A 15,381-nucleotide genomic window follows, 5' to 3' on the forward strand; every position below is an offset into this window, starting at 1 on the left:
AGACGGCGGGAATGTTGCTCCATATCATCGCGCGCGGTCGCATCGGGCGCGGCCCCGAGGCCGAACTCGTCGATCGCTACATGAAACGGCTCGGCTGGCCGCACAAGATTTCCGAACTTTCCGACACGGGCGGGCGCTGGCCCGCCCCCGGCGATACCAGCCGTACCGTCCTTCTCGACGAGGGGGGCGAACAAATGTCGTCGCTCGAATTCGCTCGGCTTCTCGAAAAGTGGCGCGACAGCGGCGTGCGCGAAACGCGCTTCTGCCTGGGCGCCGCCGACGGCTTTACCCCCGACGAGCGCGAAGGCGCCGACAAGGTGATCGCCTTTGGCCGCGCCACCTGGCCGCATCTGATGGCGCGCGCGATGCTCGCCGAACAATTGTGGCGCGCGACCAGCATCATCGCGGGCCACCCCTATCACCGCGAGGGACGGCAATGAGGCGCGCGCTCTTCGCCCTCGTTCTCGCCGCCGCAGGCACCGTCGGCGCCATCGCCCTCGCGCAGAGCGACATCTTCGACCCCGTCGTTATCGCTGAGAACGAACGCCAACAATTACGCGAAGCGAAGGAGCAGTCGGTACAAGCGATGGCGCGAAGCGCGCAGTTCGAGGCGCAGGCACTCGCCGCCCGCTCCGAAGCCGAGCGGCTCAAGAAGCAAAGCGCGGCGCTTGCTGCACGAATCCAGTCGGCCGAGGCCGACATCCGCGCGGGCGAGGCACGGGTCGCGCTCGTCAACCGCCGCCTCGCGATCCGCCGCGCGCGGTTGGCCGAGCAGCAAAAGCCATTGCTCGAACTCTCCGCGACGCTGCAGCAATTGTCCCGCCAGCCGCCCGTCAGTGTCCTCGCGCAGCCCGGTTCGCTCCGCGACATGGTCCACGCGCGCGCGGTGCTCGATGCGACGATGCCGATCATCGAGCACCGCACCGCAGGCGTGCGCCGCGAACTCGCCGAACTGCGCACCGCCCAGCAGCATCAGGCGATTGCGCTGAAAGCACTGGCGGCGAGCAAGGAGCAACTGGCCGAACGTCGCGACACGCTGACGCGGCTCGAAAACGAAGGCCGACTCCGCTCGCGCGAACTCATCAGCAGCGCGCGGCTGGAGGCTGACCGCGCGCTCGGGCTCGGCGAAAAGGCGCGCGATATTGTCGAACTGATGGACACACTCGAAACCGACAGCGCGGTGCGCGCGGAGCTCGCCCGGCTGCCCGGCCCGATCGCACGGCCGCGCGATCCCTCGCGCGCTTCGTCGCAGCCCACCCCGCCAGCGCCAGTCGAACCCGAACTGACCGTGGGCGCCTATCGCTTGCCTGTCGTCGGGCGCATCATCGCGGGACTGGGCGAAGTCAACGACAGCGGCGTTCGGTCGCGCGGGATCACCGTCGCGGCGCAGCCCGGCGGGCAGGTGGTGGCCCCCGCGCCGGGACGCGTGAGCTTCGCCGGCGACTATCGCGGTTATGGCAAGATCATCATCATTGACCATGGCGGCGGCTGGACGTCGCTGATTACCGGACTGATCGGCCTCTCTGCCGGTGTCGGCGACGTGCTCGATGCCGGCATGCCGATCGGTCGTGCGGGGTCGAATGACAGCCGAATCACCATCGAATTGCGCCGCGCCGGACGGCCTGTCGACATCGTCGCGATGCTCGGCTGACGGCCGGTTAATCGACCGTTTGACCCCTGTTCCGTATCGGGATGCCATGCTTGACGGGCGCGCAATTGCGTAGGAGGATGGCGCGCCGGGGTTTATAGAGCGGGGATTCCCGCATGAGTGAAAGACGTATATGACCGCAACGCCCAAGACTTCCGCGTCGCCCAAGCGCCGTTTTGCGCTGTGGCAGGGTGCCGCCGCGCTGAGCACGCTCGCGCTCGTCCCGCTGGCAACGGGCGCGATGGCCGCCGTCGATTCGAAGACGACCGGCGAAATCTCGCGCTTCATGGACGTGTTCCTCGAGGTCAAATCCAACTATGTCGAACCGGTCGACGATTCGACGCTGATCGAGGGTGCGATCAACGGCATGCTCGCCAGCCTCGATCCGCATTCGGGCTATCTTGATGCATCGGGCTATTCGACGCTGCGGACGCAAACCGACGGCGAATATGGCGGCCTGGGGCTATCGGTGACGATGGAGGACGGCGTCGTAAAGGTGATCGCGCCGACCGCCGACACCCCGGCTTCGCGCGCGGGCATCAAGGCGGGCGACTATATCACGCATATCAACAAGGAGCTGATTTTCGGCCTGACGCTCGACGAGGCGGTCGAACAGATGCGCGGCCGCCCCGGCACAAAGATCGACATTACCGTCGTTCGCGAGGGCCAGGACAAGCCGATGGAATTGTCGCTGACGCGCGAAATCATCGACCTCAAGCCCGTCAAGTGGGAGGTGAAGGACGATGTCGGCGTGCTGACTATCAGCAGTTTTTCGGCCGACGCGACGCGCGATTTGAAGGCGGCAATGCTGTCGGTCGAAAAATCGCTGGGCCACAAGCCGCGCGGCTGGGTTCTCGACCTCCGCTCGAACCCTGGCGGACTGCTCGACGAAGCCGTTGGCGTAAGCGACGTCTTCCTCGAACGCGGCGAAATCGTGTCGCAGCGCGGCCGCCGCAAGGGCGACATCGAGCGTTATTTCGCCGAGCCGGGCGACCTCGCGAAGGGCGCACCGGTCATCGTGCTGATCGACGCCGGGTCGGCATCGGCGTCGGAAATCGTTGCGGGCGCACTGCAAGACCAGCACCGCGCCGTGGTGATGGGCGAACGCAGCTTCGGCAAGGGGTCCGTACAGACCGTCCTGCCGCTGACCGACACCACCGCGCTTCGCCTGACCACCGCGCGCTATTTCACGCCGTCGGGGCGCAGCGTGCAAGAGGGCGGGATCGACCCCGACATCCGCGTGCCGCAACTTTCGGACCCCGACTACGCTTCGCGGCCCAAGTTCCGTGAGAGCGATCTGCGCCGCCACCTCGTCAACGAGAAAAAGGTCGACAACAGCCTGATCGAAAAGGACGAAAAACCCGATCCGCGCTTTACCGCGACCGCGGCGGACTTGAAGGCAAAGGGGATCGAGGATTTCCAGCTGCACTACGCGTTGGAAACCATCGGCCGCATCGGCGCCACCGCTCCGCGCATGGCGCAGGCCAAACCGGTCGCCAAGCCGGCGCGCCGCAACTAAGGGGCGCGACCGATGCCGAAATCGCGCCTCGCCGCGCCGCTGCTCGCGCTCGCCATCCCGCTCCTCCTCTATGGCGGTGCGCTCGTGTCGCAATTTGGCTTTGGCCTCCACCCGTGTGAGATGTGCTATTGGCAGCGCTGGCCGCACCAGGCGGCGATCGTGCTTGCTGCGCTGGCGCTGTTGCTGCGCAGCAATGGCAAGGCGATGCGCCTGCTGACGGCGCTAGCGGCGATTGCGATCGCTATCAGCGGCGCGATCGGCATCTTTCACGCAGGCGTCGAATATGGCTTTTGGGAAGGTCTGACGAGCTGCTCGACCGGCGCCGCCGGCCCCGTCTCGCTCGAATCGATCATGAACGCGCCGCTGATCCGGTGCGACCAGACGCAGTGGGATTTGTTCGGCATTTCGCTCGCAGGCTTCAATGCCATTTTCTCATTGGGCGGCGCGGCGCTTGTCTTGACCTTGCTGCTCCGTCGGCCCACATCGGACGCATGAGCGAAAGCCCTGACCCGACCGACCGCCGCACGGCGTCGATGATCCGCGTCGATCAGGCGGGCGAATATGGCGCGACGCGTATCTATGCAGGGCAGCTTGCGGTGCTCGGCGACCGGCATCCAATGGCGCGCGAAATTGCCCACATGGCCGAGCAGGAAGAGCGGCATCGCAAATTTTTCGACGATATGATCGCCCGGCGCGGCGTGCGCCCGACCGCGTTGCAACCGCTGTGGAACCGCGCGGGCTTTGCCCTCGGGGCGATTACGGCTGCCATCGGCCCGCGCGCCGCAATGGCCTGCACCGCCGCGGTCGAAACCGAGATCGACCGCCATTATCGGCAGCAACTCGACGAACTTGGCGACAGCGATCCCGAACTGAGCGCTGCAGTTGCCGATTTTCGCGCCGAGGAGCTGGAACATAAGGAGGCGGCGATCGCCGCAGGCGCGGAAAATGCGCCGGGCTATCCCCTGCTCAATCTTGCGATCCGCGCCGGGTGTCGCGCAGCCATCGCGCTGTCGAAGCGTATCTGATAGGCTCGCGCGCGGGCCTGCCCGTTCAGCACCGATGCAGCTTCGCACTGTCATGCCCGCCGAAACCATAAAGGAACGACCGATGACCCGCCTTCTTTCCCTCGCCTTGATCCTCGCCGGAAACGCGGCGATCCCGTCCGTCGGCGCGCAAGAAGCCACGGTCGATGGCGAGAAGATCAACCAGGTCATCGTCTATGGCGACGACAAATGCGAACAGTCGAGCCCCAACGAGATTGTCGTCTGCAGCCGCCTCCCCGAACAGGATCGCTATCGCGTCCCGCAGATTTTCCGCGGCGACCCGCTCGACCCGCGCAACGAAGCGTGGGCGAACAAGGTCGTCGCACTTGAGCGCGTCGGTCGCTTTGGCACCGACAGCTGCTCGCCGGTGGGCCTTGGCGGGTTCACGGGCTGCACGCAGGCACTCGTCGCGGGAGCCAAGGCCGAGCGCGTCGCGGCCGACAAGACCGACTGGCAGACGATGATCGCCGACGAACGCGCCAAGCGACTCGCAGGTATCGACTCCGCAGCGGCCGAGGTCGAGGCGGCAGTCGTGGCCGAAGAACGCGCGATGGAAGAACGCCGCCGCGCCGCCGCCGAACTCGAACGGCAAGCGAACGGCGAAGCGCCGACCACGCCCGATAGCGAAGCAGACGCCGAACCTTTGCCGCTCCCGCCGCAGAGTTGAACTAGCTTATCCGCAGTTCTGGCGGGAGCCGGAATGTCGATCACGCGTCCACAGGGATCGGGATGATCTCGGTGGACGCGCGAATGATGCTTAATTCAGCAAGTACTGCTTCCAGAACATGAGCGACGTCCAGAAGCTGTAGTCGGCATTTTCCTTTTTCGCGAAACCATGGCCTTCGTTGGTGCCGACAAGGTGCCAAGCCGTCCCCCCATTCTTGCGGACCGCCTCGACAATCTGGTCGGCTTCGGACGCCGGGACGCGCGGGTCGTTCGCGCCCGTGACGACGAACAGCGGCTTCTCGATCTTGTCGACATGCGTCAGCGGCGAGATTTCGATGAGCTTGGCGCGCTGTGCCGGATCGCGCTCGTCGCCATATTCGACGCGGCGCAGGTCGCGGCGATAATCCTGCGTATTTTCAAGGAAGGTCACGAAGTTCGAGATAGCGACGACGCACAGATTGGCGCGCAGTTTGTCGGCGTAATGGATCGCCGCAGCATAGCACATATAGCCGCCATAGCTGCCGCCGGTCAGCGCAAAGCGCGACGTGTCGAGCATCTTGTCCTTCGCCAGATGGTCGAGGAAAGCCCCCATGTCCTTGACGCTGTCTTCGCGCTTGAACGGGCCGTTGTCGAGGCTGACGAAAGTCTTCCCATAGCCCGTCGAACCGCGAACGTTGGGATAGAAGATCGCAATCCCCATTTCGTTGAGCAGATAGTTGTTGCGGCCCATGAAGCCGGGGCGCGACTGCGCTTCGGGTCCACCGTGGACATTCATGATCAGCGGGCGCTTGCCGGGGAATTTGGCCGGGTCCGGGCGATAGAGGAATCCCGACACCTCCAGCCCATCAAAACTTTTGATTTTGACGAGTTCGGGTTCGACATTCTTCGTGACGTCGAGACCGCCGGTCTCGCTTTCGGTCCAGCGCGTGACCTTCAGCGTCTTGGGATCGACGCTAAACGCGTCGGCAGCACTGCGCGCTGAGGTAAAGGTCAGTCCGATTTCGCCCCACGGCGCGATGTCGATGCCGCCGATGATGCCCGGCGGCAGCGCCTCGACCGTCCGCACCGCGTCGCTTTTCGGATCGAGGATGCGGAGCTTGGCCATGCCCGCCTCGTTCACGACATAGGCGATAAAGCTGCCGTCATGGGCGATGTCGAACGTATCGACGTCCCATTTTTCGGCAGGACCACGCGGGGTAAACGCGCCCGTCGCCGGGTCGACAGTTCCGAGCCGCTGAAAATCGCTTCCCTCGTCGCTCGTCACCCAGATCGTGCCGTCGGGCGCAAATTCTGCGCCGCCGAGCGCGACGCTTTTCGAATGGTCGCCGATCGGCGTCATCGCGCCGGTGGCGAGGTCGAGCCGGAACAGGTCCGATTTCTGCACCGACGTATATTTGGCAACGAGCGCCCAGCTCTTGTCGGGCGAAAAGTCGGCGAGATACCAGCCGCCGCCCTGAACTTCGGCCACCATCCGGCTCGATGCCGGGTCGCGCGGGTTCATGACATAGATGTCGCTATCACGCCCATTGCGACGCGTCGAAGTAAAGCCGACAAGCGTCCCGTCCTTGCTCCACGCGTTCAGACCGTTGCGACTCTTGCCATCGGTAAGCAGGTCGAGCCGCCCGTCCTTCATCGCGTAGATCTGATAGAATTCGTTCCCGCCGATGTCCTTTTGCACGAGCATCATATCGCCGGTCGACGGCGACCATGCACCGCGCCCGACGGGTTCGGCTTCGAAGGTCAGCTACTTGCGCGCGCCCATCGGGGCGGCGACGCGATGGATTTGCGATGTATTGCCGAAACGCGTGGCGATGAGCATCGACTTGTCGGTCGGGTGCCAGCCGACGAAACCGGCGCCGCGATTTTCCATATAGGGACGCGTTGCGGCAGGCAGGTCGGCCGGGACCGCGGGTACGCCATCGGCGATCAGTGCTGCCGGCTTGGGCTCGACCGCGGCGCCCTCTCCTTCGGCGGCAAGTGCCGGTGCAAACGGCAAGGCAAGAGTGGCCAGAGCGGCAAGATAGCGCATGATGATGTCCCCGTTTTGAAATGAAGCAATTGACCGGGCATAGACGCTATCGCGCACTCTCGGCGATGCAAGAGTTCGACCAACGATGCGTTGCAATCGACCGTCGACAAGAATGTTATGCTCGACCGGTCGAACGGGGACGAATCGCAACCGAAATGGCTGAATTTGAAACCGATTTGGCAGCCTGGCGCGATTTGTTCGATTTTCGAGGCGAGTCGAGCAAAAAAATTAACGAATCGGTGCGAAGCTGTCTTGACTTGGGAATTATTGGGGCAAACGTGGCGTTTCTGGGAATCGCCGGCCGGGGAGGCTGAAAACAATGGCATCGACCTTCGAACCACGCTTGTGGAAACGAGCGAGCGCATCGGTTCCTCCCCCGCGCAGCCTTGGACGCCGCATGACATTCCATGCCGCCGCGGCGCTTATCGCTTTCTCCGTTCTTCAAATCTGGCTGGTATCGAGCGCGATTTCCGCGGGCGCGCCCTCGGCATTCGTCATCACCGCGCTCGTGGTCCTGCTTGCGCTCGCCATTCCGGCGGCGCGCGCCATTGAGCGACACTGGTATCACCTCAGCCGCCAAGCCCTCGCAAGCTGGGGGCTTCATGCACGGTTTCGCCGCGATGTCCGCCGCCTGTGGGCGGCCGCGCTGTTCGTTCCCATCATGTGGGTCAGCGGCGCGATGGCGGCGACCGACGCGATTGCGGCAATCGCGAACTAATCCCGCGACATAGATTTTGACGCCTTGGTTGGCGCCGTATAGGGCGCGACCATGCTGAGTGTTTCCGAAGCCCTCGACCGCGCGCAACTGCTGTGCGACGCCGCGACAAAGGCGGGCGCCGATGCCGCCGACGCGCTGTTCTACTGCAACGCCTCTACTTCAGTGTCGATGCGCCTCGGCGCGCTCGAGGATGTCGAGCGGTCCGAAGGCCAGGACATTTCGCTGCGTGTCTTCGTCGGGCAGCGTAGCGCGAGCGTGTCGACCGCCGACATGGATGCGGGCGAACTTGCCAAGCTCGTCGACCGCTGCGTCGCGATGGCCCGCGAGGCGCCCGAGGATCCCTACGCCGGGCTCGCGCCCGAAGACCGGCTGTTCAAGGGACCGACGCCCGACCTCGAGCTCGACGACGGGAGCGAGGCCGACCCGCAAGCCCTGCGCGAAACTGCACTCGCGGTCGAGGAAGCTGCGCGCGCCGTCGCCGGGGTAACGAACAGCGAAGGCGGCAGCGCAAGCCACAGCCGCATGCGCTTTGCTCTGGTCACCAGCCACGGCTTCGCCGGCGGCTATGGCGCAAGCGGCCACAGCCTGTCGGCCAGCGTCATTGCGGGCGAAGGTGCGGGAATGCAGCGTGACTATGACTGGCACAGCACGCACCATCTGTCCGATCTCGAAAGCGCTATTGACGTCGGCACGCGCGCCGGAAAGCGCACGGTGGCACGGTTGAACCCAGGTAAGGCCCCCGTCGGCAAGCTGCCGATATTGTTCGATCCACGCGTCGGCGGCAGCCTGCTCGGCCATTTGATGAGCGCGATTGCCGGGCCGGCCATCGCCCGTGGCACCAGCTTCCTGCTCGGCAAGGAAGACCAGCAGCTTTTCGACAGCGCCATTGTCGTCCGCGACGAACCGCACCGGCTGCGCGGCTTGCGCAGCCGCCCGTTCGACGGCGAGGGCCTTCCCACTGCGGCACGCGACATCGTGTCGGACGGACGCATCAGCGGCTGGCTGCTCGACACGGCGTCGGCCAAGCAACTCGGCCTGTCGCCCACGGGCCATGCCAGCCGCGGCGGCGGCGCATCGGGGGTGAGCGCAAGCAACCTGCATCTCGTCCCTGGCCTGCAAAGCCCCGCCGATTTGATGGCCGGCGTCAAGACCGGCGTCTATGTCACCGAATTGATCGGCCAGGGCGTCAATCCCGTCACCGGCGATTACAGCCGCGGCGCGTCGGGCTTCGTCATTCGCGACGGCCAGATTGCCGAACCGATCGCCGAATTCACCGTCGCTGGGAACCTGATCGACATGTTCGCGGCGATGAGGCCCGCGAACGATCTCGAATTCCGGCAGGCCGTCAACGTCCCGACGATCCGCATCGACGGCATGACCGTCGCGAGCAGCTGATCCCGGCGATGCCCGCGCGCAATCTTGAGGCCGTGATCGCCGCAACGCGCGAGGTCGGCGACATGGCTATGGCGCGCTGGCGCGGCGAAGGGCGGCCAGTCGACGTCTGGCACAAAGGCCACGACAACCCCGTCAGTGACGTCGATCTGGCGGTCGATGCGCGGCTGAAATCGGTACTGGGTGCGATGGTCCCCGAAGCAGGCTGGCTGTCAGAGGAAACCGCCGACAGTGACGACCGGCTGTCGCGCCGCGCCATGTGGTGCGTCGATCCGATCGACGGCACCCGCGATTTCATTCGCGGACGGCCGGGTTGGGCGGTGTCGGTGGCGCTCGTCATCGACGGCGAACCCGAACTCGGCGTGCTCTATGCCCCCGCGCTCGACGAATTATGGGTCGCGCAAAAGGGCCAGGGCGCAACGCTGAACGGCGAAACGCTGCGCGCGAGCCGCCGTATGATCTTCAACGGATCGCGCGTCCCCGCCGACAGCCTGCCCAAGATCGACCGCGACCTCATCATGGTCACCAAACCGAACAGCATCGCGCTGCGCATGGCACTCGTTGCCGACGATCGCGCCGATCTGGTCGCGACGCTGCGCTGGGGGTTCGAGTGGGATGTCGCCGCCGCCGCGCTGATCGCCACCGAAGCGGGGGCCGCCGTCACCGACGCTTTTGGCGACCCGCTGCGTTTCAACACGCCGCGCGCGCAGGCCTTTGGCGTCATCGCCTGCGCCGCCGGAATCCACCGGGCCGTCGTTGCGCGCTTGCATGACCGGGCGGTGGCGCTTACGTCCGCACCATAGGACGGCACCCGCCGCCGGTTTCTGCATCGCGGAAACCCCATCAATGCGCCGCAGTTCGCTTGACAATTCGGGCGACTCACCTTAACTGCGCCTCCATTCCGACAGCCTGACCGGACGGCGAAGCGCAGCAGCGTGTTCGTGGTCCGTTTTTTGCGTTGGAAATCAGACGCTTTGAGATGGGGCCGTTTGCCAGCGCGCCCTGTGGAGCAGGAGAAAGTTTCATGGCACGTATTGCGGGCGTCAATCTGCCCACCAACAAGCGCGTAATCATCGCCCTTACCTATATCCACGGCATCGGTCGCAAGACCGCCGTCGACATCGCCGACAAGCTGGGTATCGACCACAGCCGCCGCGTCCAGGACCTCAGCGACGCCGAGATCCTGCAGATCCGCGAAACGCTCGACGCCGACCACACGGTCGAGGGTGACCTTCGCCGCAACACGGCGATGAACATCAAGCGACTGATGGATCTTGCCTGCTATCGCGGCCTGCGCCATCGCAAGGGCCTGCCGGTCCGCGGCCAGCGCACGCACACCAATGCGCGCACCCGCAAGGGCAAGGCCAAGCCGATCGCTGGCAAGAAGAAGTAAGCCGGTTTTTCCGCGCCGGCGGCCGCCTTCACGGCTCGCGCCCCGGCCCGCTTCAGGATTAGGTAGGATTTATCACAATGGCTCGTGAACCGCAGCGTCTTCGTCGGCGCGAACGCAAGAATATCTCGTCGGGTGTGGCCCACGTCAACGCGACCTTCAACAACACGATGATCACCATCACCGACGCACAGGGCAATGCAATTGCCTGGTCGAGCGCCGGCATGATGGGCTTCAAGGGCAGCCGCAAGTCGACCCCTTACGCGGCGCAGGTTTGCGCCGAAGACGCGGGCAAAAAGGCCGCCGAACATGGCGTCCGGACCCTCGAAGTCGAGGTCAAGGGCCCCGGTGCTGGCCGCGAATCGGCGCTCCGCGCGCTGCAGGCGGTCGGGTTCCACATCACGTCGATCCGCGACGTGACGCCGATCCCGCACAATGGTGTCCGCCCGGCCAAGCGCCGCCGCGTCTGACTCCAATATCGGGCGCGCCCCGTCGGGGTGTCGCCCGCACCTATTCTCGCCGGACCGGTGGCCGACCCCCGCCCGTCCCGCCACTAGCAAAGGGAAATCCATGACTGTCAATATCCGGAACTGGCAGGAATTGAAGAAGCCCAGCAACCTGGAAATCAAGGCTGGCAGCGACGGCAAGCGCAAGGCGACCTTCGTCGCTGAGCCGCTCGAGCGCGGTTTCGGCTTGACGCTCGGCAACGCGCTGCGCCGCGTTCTCCTCTCGTCGCTCCAGGGCGCGGCGATCACCTCGATCAAGATCGAGAATGTCCTTCACGAATTCTCGAGCCTCGCTGGCGTTCGCGAAGACGTTACCGACATCGTGCTCAACGTGAAGCAGATCGCGCTCAAGATGGAAGGCGACGGACCGAAGCGCCTCCAGCTTTCGGCGACCGGCCCCGCGACCGTCAAGGCGGGCGACATCATGGTGTCGGGCGACATCAAGGTGATGAACCCGAACCACGTCATCTGCCACCTCGACGATGGCGCGACGCTGAACATGGAACTCGTCGCCGATACCGGCAAGGGCTATGTCCCCGCGACCGCCAACCGCCCGGTCGACGCGCCGATCGGCCTGATCCCGGTCGACTCGCTCTATTCGCCCGTGCGCCAGGTCGCCTACAAGGTCGACAATGCCCGCATCGGCCAGGAGCTTGACTATGACAAGCTGAACCTGACCGTCGAAACCGACGGCACGGTGACCCCGGAAGATGCCGTCGCCTATGCCGCGCGCATCCTGCAGGACCAGCTCCAGGTCTTTGTCCACTTCGAAGAGGCGATGGCCGAAGGCGGCCTCATCGGAATGGCGGCGCCGAGCCAGGCAAGCGACGAGTCGGATGTCAACCAGCTCAACCGCTTCCTCCTGAAGAAGGTCGACGAGCTCGAACTGTCGGTCCGCAGCGCGAACTGCCTGAAGAACGACAACATCATCTATATCGGCGACCTGGTTCAAAAGACCGAAGCCGAGATGCTCCGCACGCCGAACTTCGGCCGCAAGTCCTTGAACGAAATCAAGGAAGTGCTGTCGTCGATGGGTCTGCGCCTCGGCATGGACATCCCCGGATGGCCGCCCGAGAATATCGAGGAAATGGCCAAGAAGCTCGAACAGGAGCTGCTTGGGTAACAAACGCGTCGCCCCCCGCGAAGACGGGGGCCGACTGCAACCTTGCGCTACGTCTCCAGCGGCCCCCGCCTTTGCGGGGGCGAGGGGACAGGGAATGGGCTCCTCCGCAAGCGGGCCTGGCTTGGGGTTCCGTCAAACGGCCCCTCTGACAAACGAAGGAATGGATTATGCGTCATAAATCGGGTGGCCGGAAGCTGCAGCGCACGAGCGCGCACCGCACCGCAATGTTCCGCAACATGTCGGCATCGCTCATCAAGCATGAGCAGATCACGACGACTGTCGCCAAGGCGAAGGAACTGCGCCCCTATGTCGAAAAGCTGGTCACGCTCGCCAAGCGCGGTGGGCTCGCCAATCGTCGCCTCGCGCAGAGCCGCCTGATGGACGACACGCAGCTCAAGAAGCTGTTCGACGTTCTCGCCGAGCGCTACAAGGACCGCAACGGCGGCTATACGCGCATCATCAAGGCTGGCATCCGCGCTTCGGACGCGGCGCCGATCGCGATCATCGAATTCGTCGATCGCGACATCGATGCCAAGGGCCAGGATTCGGGTCCGGCCGAGCAGTACGACGAGGATATGGCCGAAGCCTGAGGCTTCGACATGAAAGAAAAAAGACGGGCGGCGATGACATCATCGCCGCCCGTTTCTTGTTTGGCGTCGTTTCTGCACTTTCGCTGGTTGCAGTCGCCGGAAATGGGATTATCGTTGTGCAAAACATAGCAACAAGTCGCCAGCGATCCCCCCGTGTGAAACCAGCCCTGATACCCGTTTCCTTCGCCGACCGCCTGCGCCGCGAACGCGCGGCGCGCGGCTATAGCCAGTCCCGGCTTGCCCAAGCCCTCGGCGTCAGTGTCGCGACGGTGTGCGGATGGGAAAAGGGTCGGATGCGACCGAAGGTCGATCGGATGAAGGCGCTGTCGGATCTTCTCGACCTGTCCTACGACGCACTGGAGACACCTGCCCGATCGGTGGGATTGACGGAATATGTGGCGCATAGCCGCGAAACTATTGCGCAGCTTGCGGGCACTTCGACCGACAAAGTCCGTATCATTATCGAGATCTGACGCCCACCCGATTGGGCCACGCTCAATGTCGTCGCCCCCCGAATCCTCTTGCCCGCCCCTTGTCGATGCTTACATTGAGACGCACGAATATTACCCCAACGATGAGGATCGCCTTGCCATGTCCCGTAACTCCTTCGGCGCGCCGCTGGCGCTCGCGCTGCTGCTGATGTCGCCCGCCACCGCCTTTGCCGCCGAGGACAGTGCCGCATCGGCAAGCGCACCGGCGCTCGCCTATCCCGCGACCGAGCGTGGCGACACCATCGACCCCCAGTTTGGCGTCGATGTCGCCGATCCCTATCGCTGGCTCGAGGACGATGTGCGCGTCAATCCGAAGGTTGCCGCGTGGGTCGCCGAACAGAACAAGGTCACCGATGCTTATCTCGACACTCTGCCGGGACGCGATGCGTTCAAGGCGCGGATGACCGAACTCTACAATTACGAACGCTTCGGCCTGCCGAAGAAGGCGGGGTCGCGCTATTTCTATGCGCGCAATGACGGGCTGCAGCCGCAGTCGGTGCTCTATGTGCGCGACGGACTGCACGGCGAAGGCCGCGTACTGATCGACCCGAACCAATGGGCCAAGGACGGCGCGACCGCGCTTGCCGAATGGACGCCGTCGGAGGACGGCAAATATCTGCTCTATTCGGTGCAGGACGGCGGCACCGACTGGCGCATCGTGCGCGTGATGGACGTCGCGACGGGCAAGGACCTCGCCGACGAGGTGCGCTGGGTGAAATTTTCCGCGCTCGACTGGGCGAAAGACGGAAGCGGCTTTTTCTATTCGCGCTTCCCCGAACCCGCCGAGGGCGCGGCTTTCCAGTCACTCAACGAAAATCACAGCGTCTATTTTCACAAGCTGGGTACACCGCAGAGCGCTGACCTGCTGACCCACGCAACGCCCGACAAGCCGAAACTCAACAATGCGGCAATCGTCACCGACGACGGCAAATATCTGCTCGTCATCGGTTCCGAAGGGACCGACGAACGCTATGGACTGACGCTGCATACAATCGGCAAAGCCAAGGCAAAGCCCGTCGTGCTGGTCGACGATTTCGCGAACAACTGGGAATATGTAACCAACGAGGGCACGCGCTTTACCTTCGTCACAAACAAGGGCGCGCCGCGTCAGCGCCTCGTGTCGATGGACATTCGCAAGCCTCGCGATCTTACGGAGCTGGTGGGCGAGCGCGAAGCGACGCTCGTCGGAGCGTCGCGCGTCGGCAATCGTATCATCCTGTCCTATCTGGGCGATGCCAAATCGCAGGCCGAAATGATCGCGCTGGACGGCAAGAAGGTAGCCGAAATCAATCTGGCCGACATCGGATCGGCATCGGGCTTTGGCGGCAAGTCGGCCGACCCCGAAACCTTCTATGCCTTTTCCAGCTATGCGCGGCCGACGACCATCTATCGCCTCGATACAGCGACCGGAAAGACCGAGATTTTCGCAGAGCCCAAGCTGACATTCAAACCTGACGATTTCACCGTCGAACAGCGTTTCTTCAAGTCGAAGGACGGCACCGAAGTGCCGATGTTCCTGGTGATGAAAAAGGGTGTCGACCGCAGCAAGGGATCGCCAACGATCCTCTATGGCTATGGCGGTTTCAACGTGTCGATGACCCCGGCCTTTTCACCGACGCGGCTCGCCTGGGTCGACAAGGGTGGCGTGCTCGCCATCGCGAACCTGCGCGGCGGCGGCGAATATGGCAAGGCGTGGCACGATGCCGGCCGCCTCGCCAACAAGCAGAATGTATTCGACGATTTCATCGCCGCAGGCGAATTTCTGATCGCCGAAGGCATCACCGGCAAGGGCCAGCTCGCGATCGAGGGCGGGTCGAACGGCGGACTGCTCGTCGGCGCGGTGACCAACCAGCGCCCCGACCTGATCGCCGCCGCGCTGCCTGCCGTGGGCGTGATGGACATGCTGCGCTTCGACCGTTTCACCGCCGGGCGCTATTGGGTCGACGATTATGGCTATCCGTCGAAGGAAGCCGATTTTCGCAATCTTCTGCGCTATTCGCCTTATCATAATATCAAGTCGGGCGTGGGCTATCCGGCGGTGTTGGTGACGACGGCCGATACCGACGACCGCGTCGTTCCCGGCCACAGCTTCAAATATACCGCGGCGCTCCAACATGCCGAGACGGGCGACAAGCCGCACCTGATCCGCATCGAAACACGCGCCGGCCATGGTTCGGGCAAGCCCACCGACAAGATCATTGCCGAGGCCGCCGACAAATATGCCTTTGCGGCGAAATGGACCGGGCTGGCCGTCGAATAAGGCGCT

The 15,381-nt window shown here is 64.2% G+C and carries 18 protein-coding genes; 16 read left to right on the forward strand and 2 right to left on the reverse strand.

All coding sequences use genetic code 11. From position 1 onward, the window contains the following. The first annotated feature begins 11 nt into the window (after positions 1 to 11). The 6 genes from JI743_RS06465 to JI743_RS06490 all read left to right on the forward strand — a co-directional run bounded on the left by JI743_RS06465 (position 12) and on the right by JI743_RS06490 (position 4,877). Entirely contained in the window at positions 12 to 440 is a 429-nt protein-coding gene (locus JI743_RS06465; RefSeq protein ID WP_201927042.1) for a 23S rRNA (pseudouridine(1915)-N(3))-methyltransferase RlmH, read from the forward strand. Next, positions 437 to 1,651, forward strand: a complete 1,215-nt coding sequence (locus JI743_RS06470; RefSeq protein ID WP_201927044.1) for a murein hydrolase activator EnvC family protein — start codon at positions 437 to 439, stop codon at positions 1,649 to 1,651. Before JI743_RS06465 ends, JI743_RS06470 begins: the two co-directional genes overlap by 4 nt. A gap of 130 nt (positions 1,652 to 1,781) precedes the next feature. Further along, complete coding sequence (locus JI743_RS06475; protein WP_201927046.1) at positions 1,782 to 3,167, forward strand: S41 family peptidase; 1,386 nt, start codon at positions 1,782 to 1,784, stop codon at positions 3,165 to 3,167. 12 nt (positions 3,168 to 3,179) lie between these two features. Next, positions 3,180 to 3,662 (forward strand): disulfide bond formation protein B, encoded by a 483-nt coding sequence (locus tag JI743_RS06480; protein WP_201927048.1) that lies wholly within the window; start codon positions 3,180 to 3,182, stop codon positions 3,660 to 3,662. Continuing rightward, positions 3,659 to 4,192, forward strand: a complete 534-nt coding sequence (locus JI743_RS06485; RefSeq protein WP_201927050.1) for a demethoxyubiquinone hydroxylase family protein — start codon at positions 3,659 to 3,661, stop codon at positions 4,190 to 4,192. The genes JI743_RS06480 and JI743_RS06485 overlap by 4 nt, the downstream gene beginning before the upstream one ends. Positions 4,193 to 4,274: 82 nt before the next feature. Next, on the forward strand, positions 4,275 to 4,877 hold the full coding sequence (locus JI743_RS06490; RefSeq protein ID WP_201927052.1) for a hypothetical protein: 603 nt from the start codon (positions 4,275 to 4,277) through the stop codon (positions 4,875 to 4,877). Positions 4,878 to 4,967: 90 nt separating this feature from the next. On the opposite strand, the gene JI743_RS06495 is transcribed toward JI743_RS06490, so the two are convergent. Continuing rightward, positions 4,968 to 6,563, reverse strand: a complete 1,596-nt coding sequence (locus tag JI743_RS06495; RefSeq protein WP_236659702.1) for a S9 family peptidase — start codon at positions 6,561 to 6,563, stop codon at positions 4,968 to 4,970. A gap of 57 nt (positions 6,564 to 6,620) precedes the next feature. After that, positions 6,621 to 6,905 carry a hypothetical protein gene (locus tag JI743_RS15145; RefSeq protein ID WP_236659703.1) on the reverse strand — a complete coding sequence of 95 codons (285 nt, stop codon included), beginning with the start codon at positions 6,903 to 6,905 and terminating at the stop codon, positions 6,621 to 6,623. Positions 6,906 to 7,060: 155 nt separating this feature from the next. Here JI743_RS15145 and JI743_RS06500 point away from each other — a divergent pair, with 155 nt between their 5' ends. From JI743_RS06500 to JI743_RS06545, 10 genes are all read left to right on the forward strand, one after another. Continuing rightward, positions 7,061 to 7,219, forward strand: a complete 159-nt coding sequence (locus JI743_RS06500; RefSeq protein WP_201927054.1) for a hypothetical protein — start codon at positions 7,061 to 7,063, stop codon at positions 7,217 to 7,219. A gap of 83 nt (positions 7,220 to 7,302) precedes the next feature. Then, positions 7,303 to 7,623: a hypothetical protein gene (locus JI743_RS06505; protein ID WP_236659704.1), complete on the forward strand. Its 321-nt coding sequence runs from the start codon at positions 7,303 to 7,305 to the stop codon at positions 7,621 to 7,623. A 51-nt stretch (positions 7,624 to 7,674) separates the two neighbouring features. Continuing rightward, the gene (locus tag JI743_RS06510) at positions 7,675 to 9,018 is read left to right on the forward strand and encodes a TldD/PmbA family protein (protein ID WP_201927059.1); all 1,344 of its coding nucleotides are present in this window, start codon (positions 7,675 to 7,677) and stop codon (positions 9,016 to 9,018) included. Between the two features lie 8 nt (positions 9,019 to 9,026). Beyond that, positions 9,027 to 9,818 carry an inositol monophosphatase family protein gene (locus JI743_RS06515; protein ID WP_201927061.1) on the forward strand — a complete coding sequence of 264 codons (792 nt, stop codon included), beginning with the start codon at positions 9,027 to 9,029 and terminating at the stop codon, positions 9,816 to 9,818. 221 nt (positions 9,819 to 10,039) lie between these two features. Next, a complete protein-coding gene (gene rpsM, locus JI743_RS06520; protein WP_058454488.1) occupies positions 10,040 to 10,408 on the forward strand; it encodes a 30S ribosomal protein S13 in 369 nt (122 codons plus the stop codon). 77 nt (positions 10,409 to 10,485) lie between these two features. Next, positions 10,486 to 10,875, forward strand: a complete 390-nt coding sequence (gene rpsK, locus JI743_RS06525; RefSeq protein ID WP_003040416.1) for a 30S ribosomal protein S11 — start codon at positions 10,486 to 10,488, stop codon at positions 10,873 to 10,875. A gap of 100 nt (positions 10,876 to 10,975) precedes the next feature. Further along, complete coding sequence (locus tag JI743_RS06530; RefSeq protein ID WP_201927063.1) at positions 10,976 to 12,034, forward strand: DNA-directed RNA polymerase subunit alpha; 1,059 nt, start codon at positions 10,976 to 10,978, stop codon at positions 12,032 to 12,034. A 167-nt stretch (positions 12,035 to 12,201) separates the two neighbouring features. After that, on the forward strand, positions 12,202 to 12,624 hold the full coding sequence (gene rplQ / locus JI743_RS06535) for a 50S ribosomal protein L17 (protein WP_201927065.1): 423 nt from the start codon (positions 12,202 to 12,204) through the stop codon (positions 12,622 to 12,624). A 155-nt stretch (positions 12,625 to 12,779) separates the two neighbouring features. Further along, positions 12,780 to 13,097 carry a helix-turn-helix domain-containing protein gene (locus JI743_RS06540; protein WP_201927067.1) on the forward strand — a complete coding sequence of 106 codons (318 nt, stop codon included), beginning with the start codon at positions 12,780 to 12,782 and terminating at the stop codon, positions 13,095 to 13,097. Positions 13,098 to 13,215: 118 nt separating this feature from the next. Then, positions 13,216 to 15,375 (forward strand): prolyl oligopeptidase family serine peptidase, encoded by a 2,160-nt coding sequence (locus JI743_RS06545; protein WP_201927069.1) that lies wholly within the window; start codon positions 13,216 to 13,218, stop codon positions 15,373 to 15,375. The last annotated feature ends 6 nt before the right edge of the window (positions 15,376 to 15,381 follow it).

Source organism: Sphingopyxis jiangsuensis, assembly GCF_016734905.1.
Lineage (GTDB): Bacteria > Pseudomonadota > Alphaproteobacteria > Sphingomonadales > Sphingomonadaceae > Sphingopyxis > Sphingopyxis jiangsuensis.

Excerpts from the sequence above, each read along its gene's own strand:
- JI743_RS06495 (WP_236659702.1), bottom strand. The coding sequence starts at position 6,563 with ATGATGCTCGTGCAAAAGGACATCGGCGGGAACGAATTCTATCAGATC.
- JI743_RS06490 (WP_201927052.1), top strand. The coding sequence starts at position 4,275 with ATGACCCGCCTTCTTTCCCTCGCCTTGATCCTCGCCGGAAACGCGGCG.
- JI743_RS06480 (WP_201927048.1), top strand. The coding sequence starts at position 3,180 with ATGCCGAAATCGCGCCTCGCCGCGCCGCTGCTCGCGCTCGCCATCCCG.
- JI743_RS06505 (WP_236659704.1), top strand. The coding sequence starts at position 7,303 with ATGACATTCCATGCCGCCGCGGCGCTTATCGCTTTCTCCGTTCTTCAA.
- JI743_RS06485 (WP_201927050.1), top strand. The coding sequence starts at position 3,659 with ATGAGCGAAAGCCCTGACCCGACCGACCGCCGCACGGCGTCGATGATC.
- JI743_RS06510 (WP_201927059.1), top strand. The coding sequence starts at position 7,675 with ATGCTGAGTGTTTCCGAAGCCCTCGACCGCGCGCAACTGCTGTGCGAC.
- JI743_RS06475 (WP_201927046.1), top strand. The coding sequence starts at position 1,782 with ATGACCGCAACGCCCAAGACTTCCGCGTCGCCCAAGCGCCGTTTTGCG.
- JI743_RS06470 (WP_201927044.1), top strand. The coding sequence starts at position 437 with ATGAGGCGCGCGCTCTTCGCCCTCGTTCTCGCCGCCGCAGGCACCGTC.
- JI743_RS06515 (WP_201927061.1), top strand. The coding sequence starts at position 9,027 with ATGCCCGCGCGCAATCTTGAGGCCGTGATCGCCGCAACGCGCGAGGTC.
- JI743_RS06500 (WP_201927054.1), top strand. The coding sequence starts at position 7,061 with ATGGCTGAATTTGAAACCGATTTGGCAGCCTGGCGCGATTTGTTCGAT.
- rpsM (WP_058454488.1), top strand. The coding sequence starts at position 10,040 with ATGGCACGTATTGCGGGCGTCAATCTGCCCACCAACAAGCGCGTAATC.
- rplQ (WP_201927065.1), top strand. The coding sequence starts at position 12,202 with ATGCGTCATAAATCGGGTGGCCGGAAGCTGCAGCGCACGAGCGCGCAC.
- JI743_RS06465 (WP_201927042.1), top strand. The coding sequence starts at position 12 with ATGTTGCTCCATATCATCGCGCGCGGTCGCATCGGGCGCGGCCCCGAG.
- rpsK (WP_003040416.1), top strand. The coding sequence starts at position 10,486 with ATGGCTCGTGAACCGCAGCGTCTTCGTCGGCGCGAACGCAAGAATATC.
- JI743_RS06530 (WP_201927063.1), top strand. The coding sequence starts at position 10,976 with ATGACTGTCAATATCCGGAACTGGCAGGAATTGAAGAAGCCCAGCAAC.
- JI743_RS06545 (WP_201927069.1), top strand. The coding sequence starts at position 13,216 with ATGTCCCGTAACTCCTTCGGCGCGCCGCTGGCGCTCGCGCTGCTGCTG.
- JI743_RS15145 (WP_236659703.1), bottom strand. The coding sequence starts at position 6,905 with ATGCGCTATCTTGCCGCTCTGGCCACTCTTGCCTTGCCGTTTGCACCG.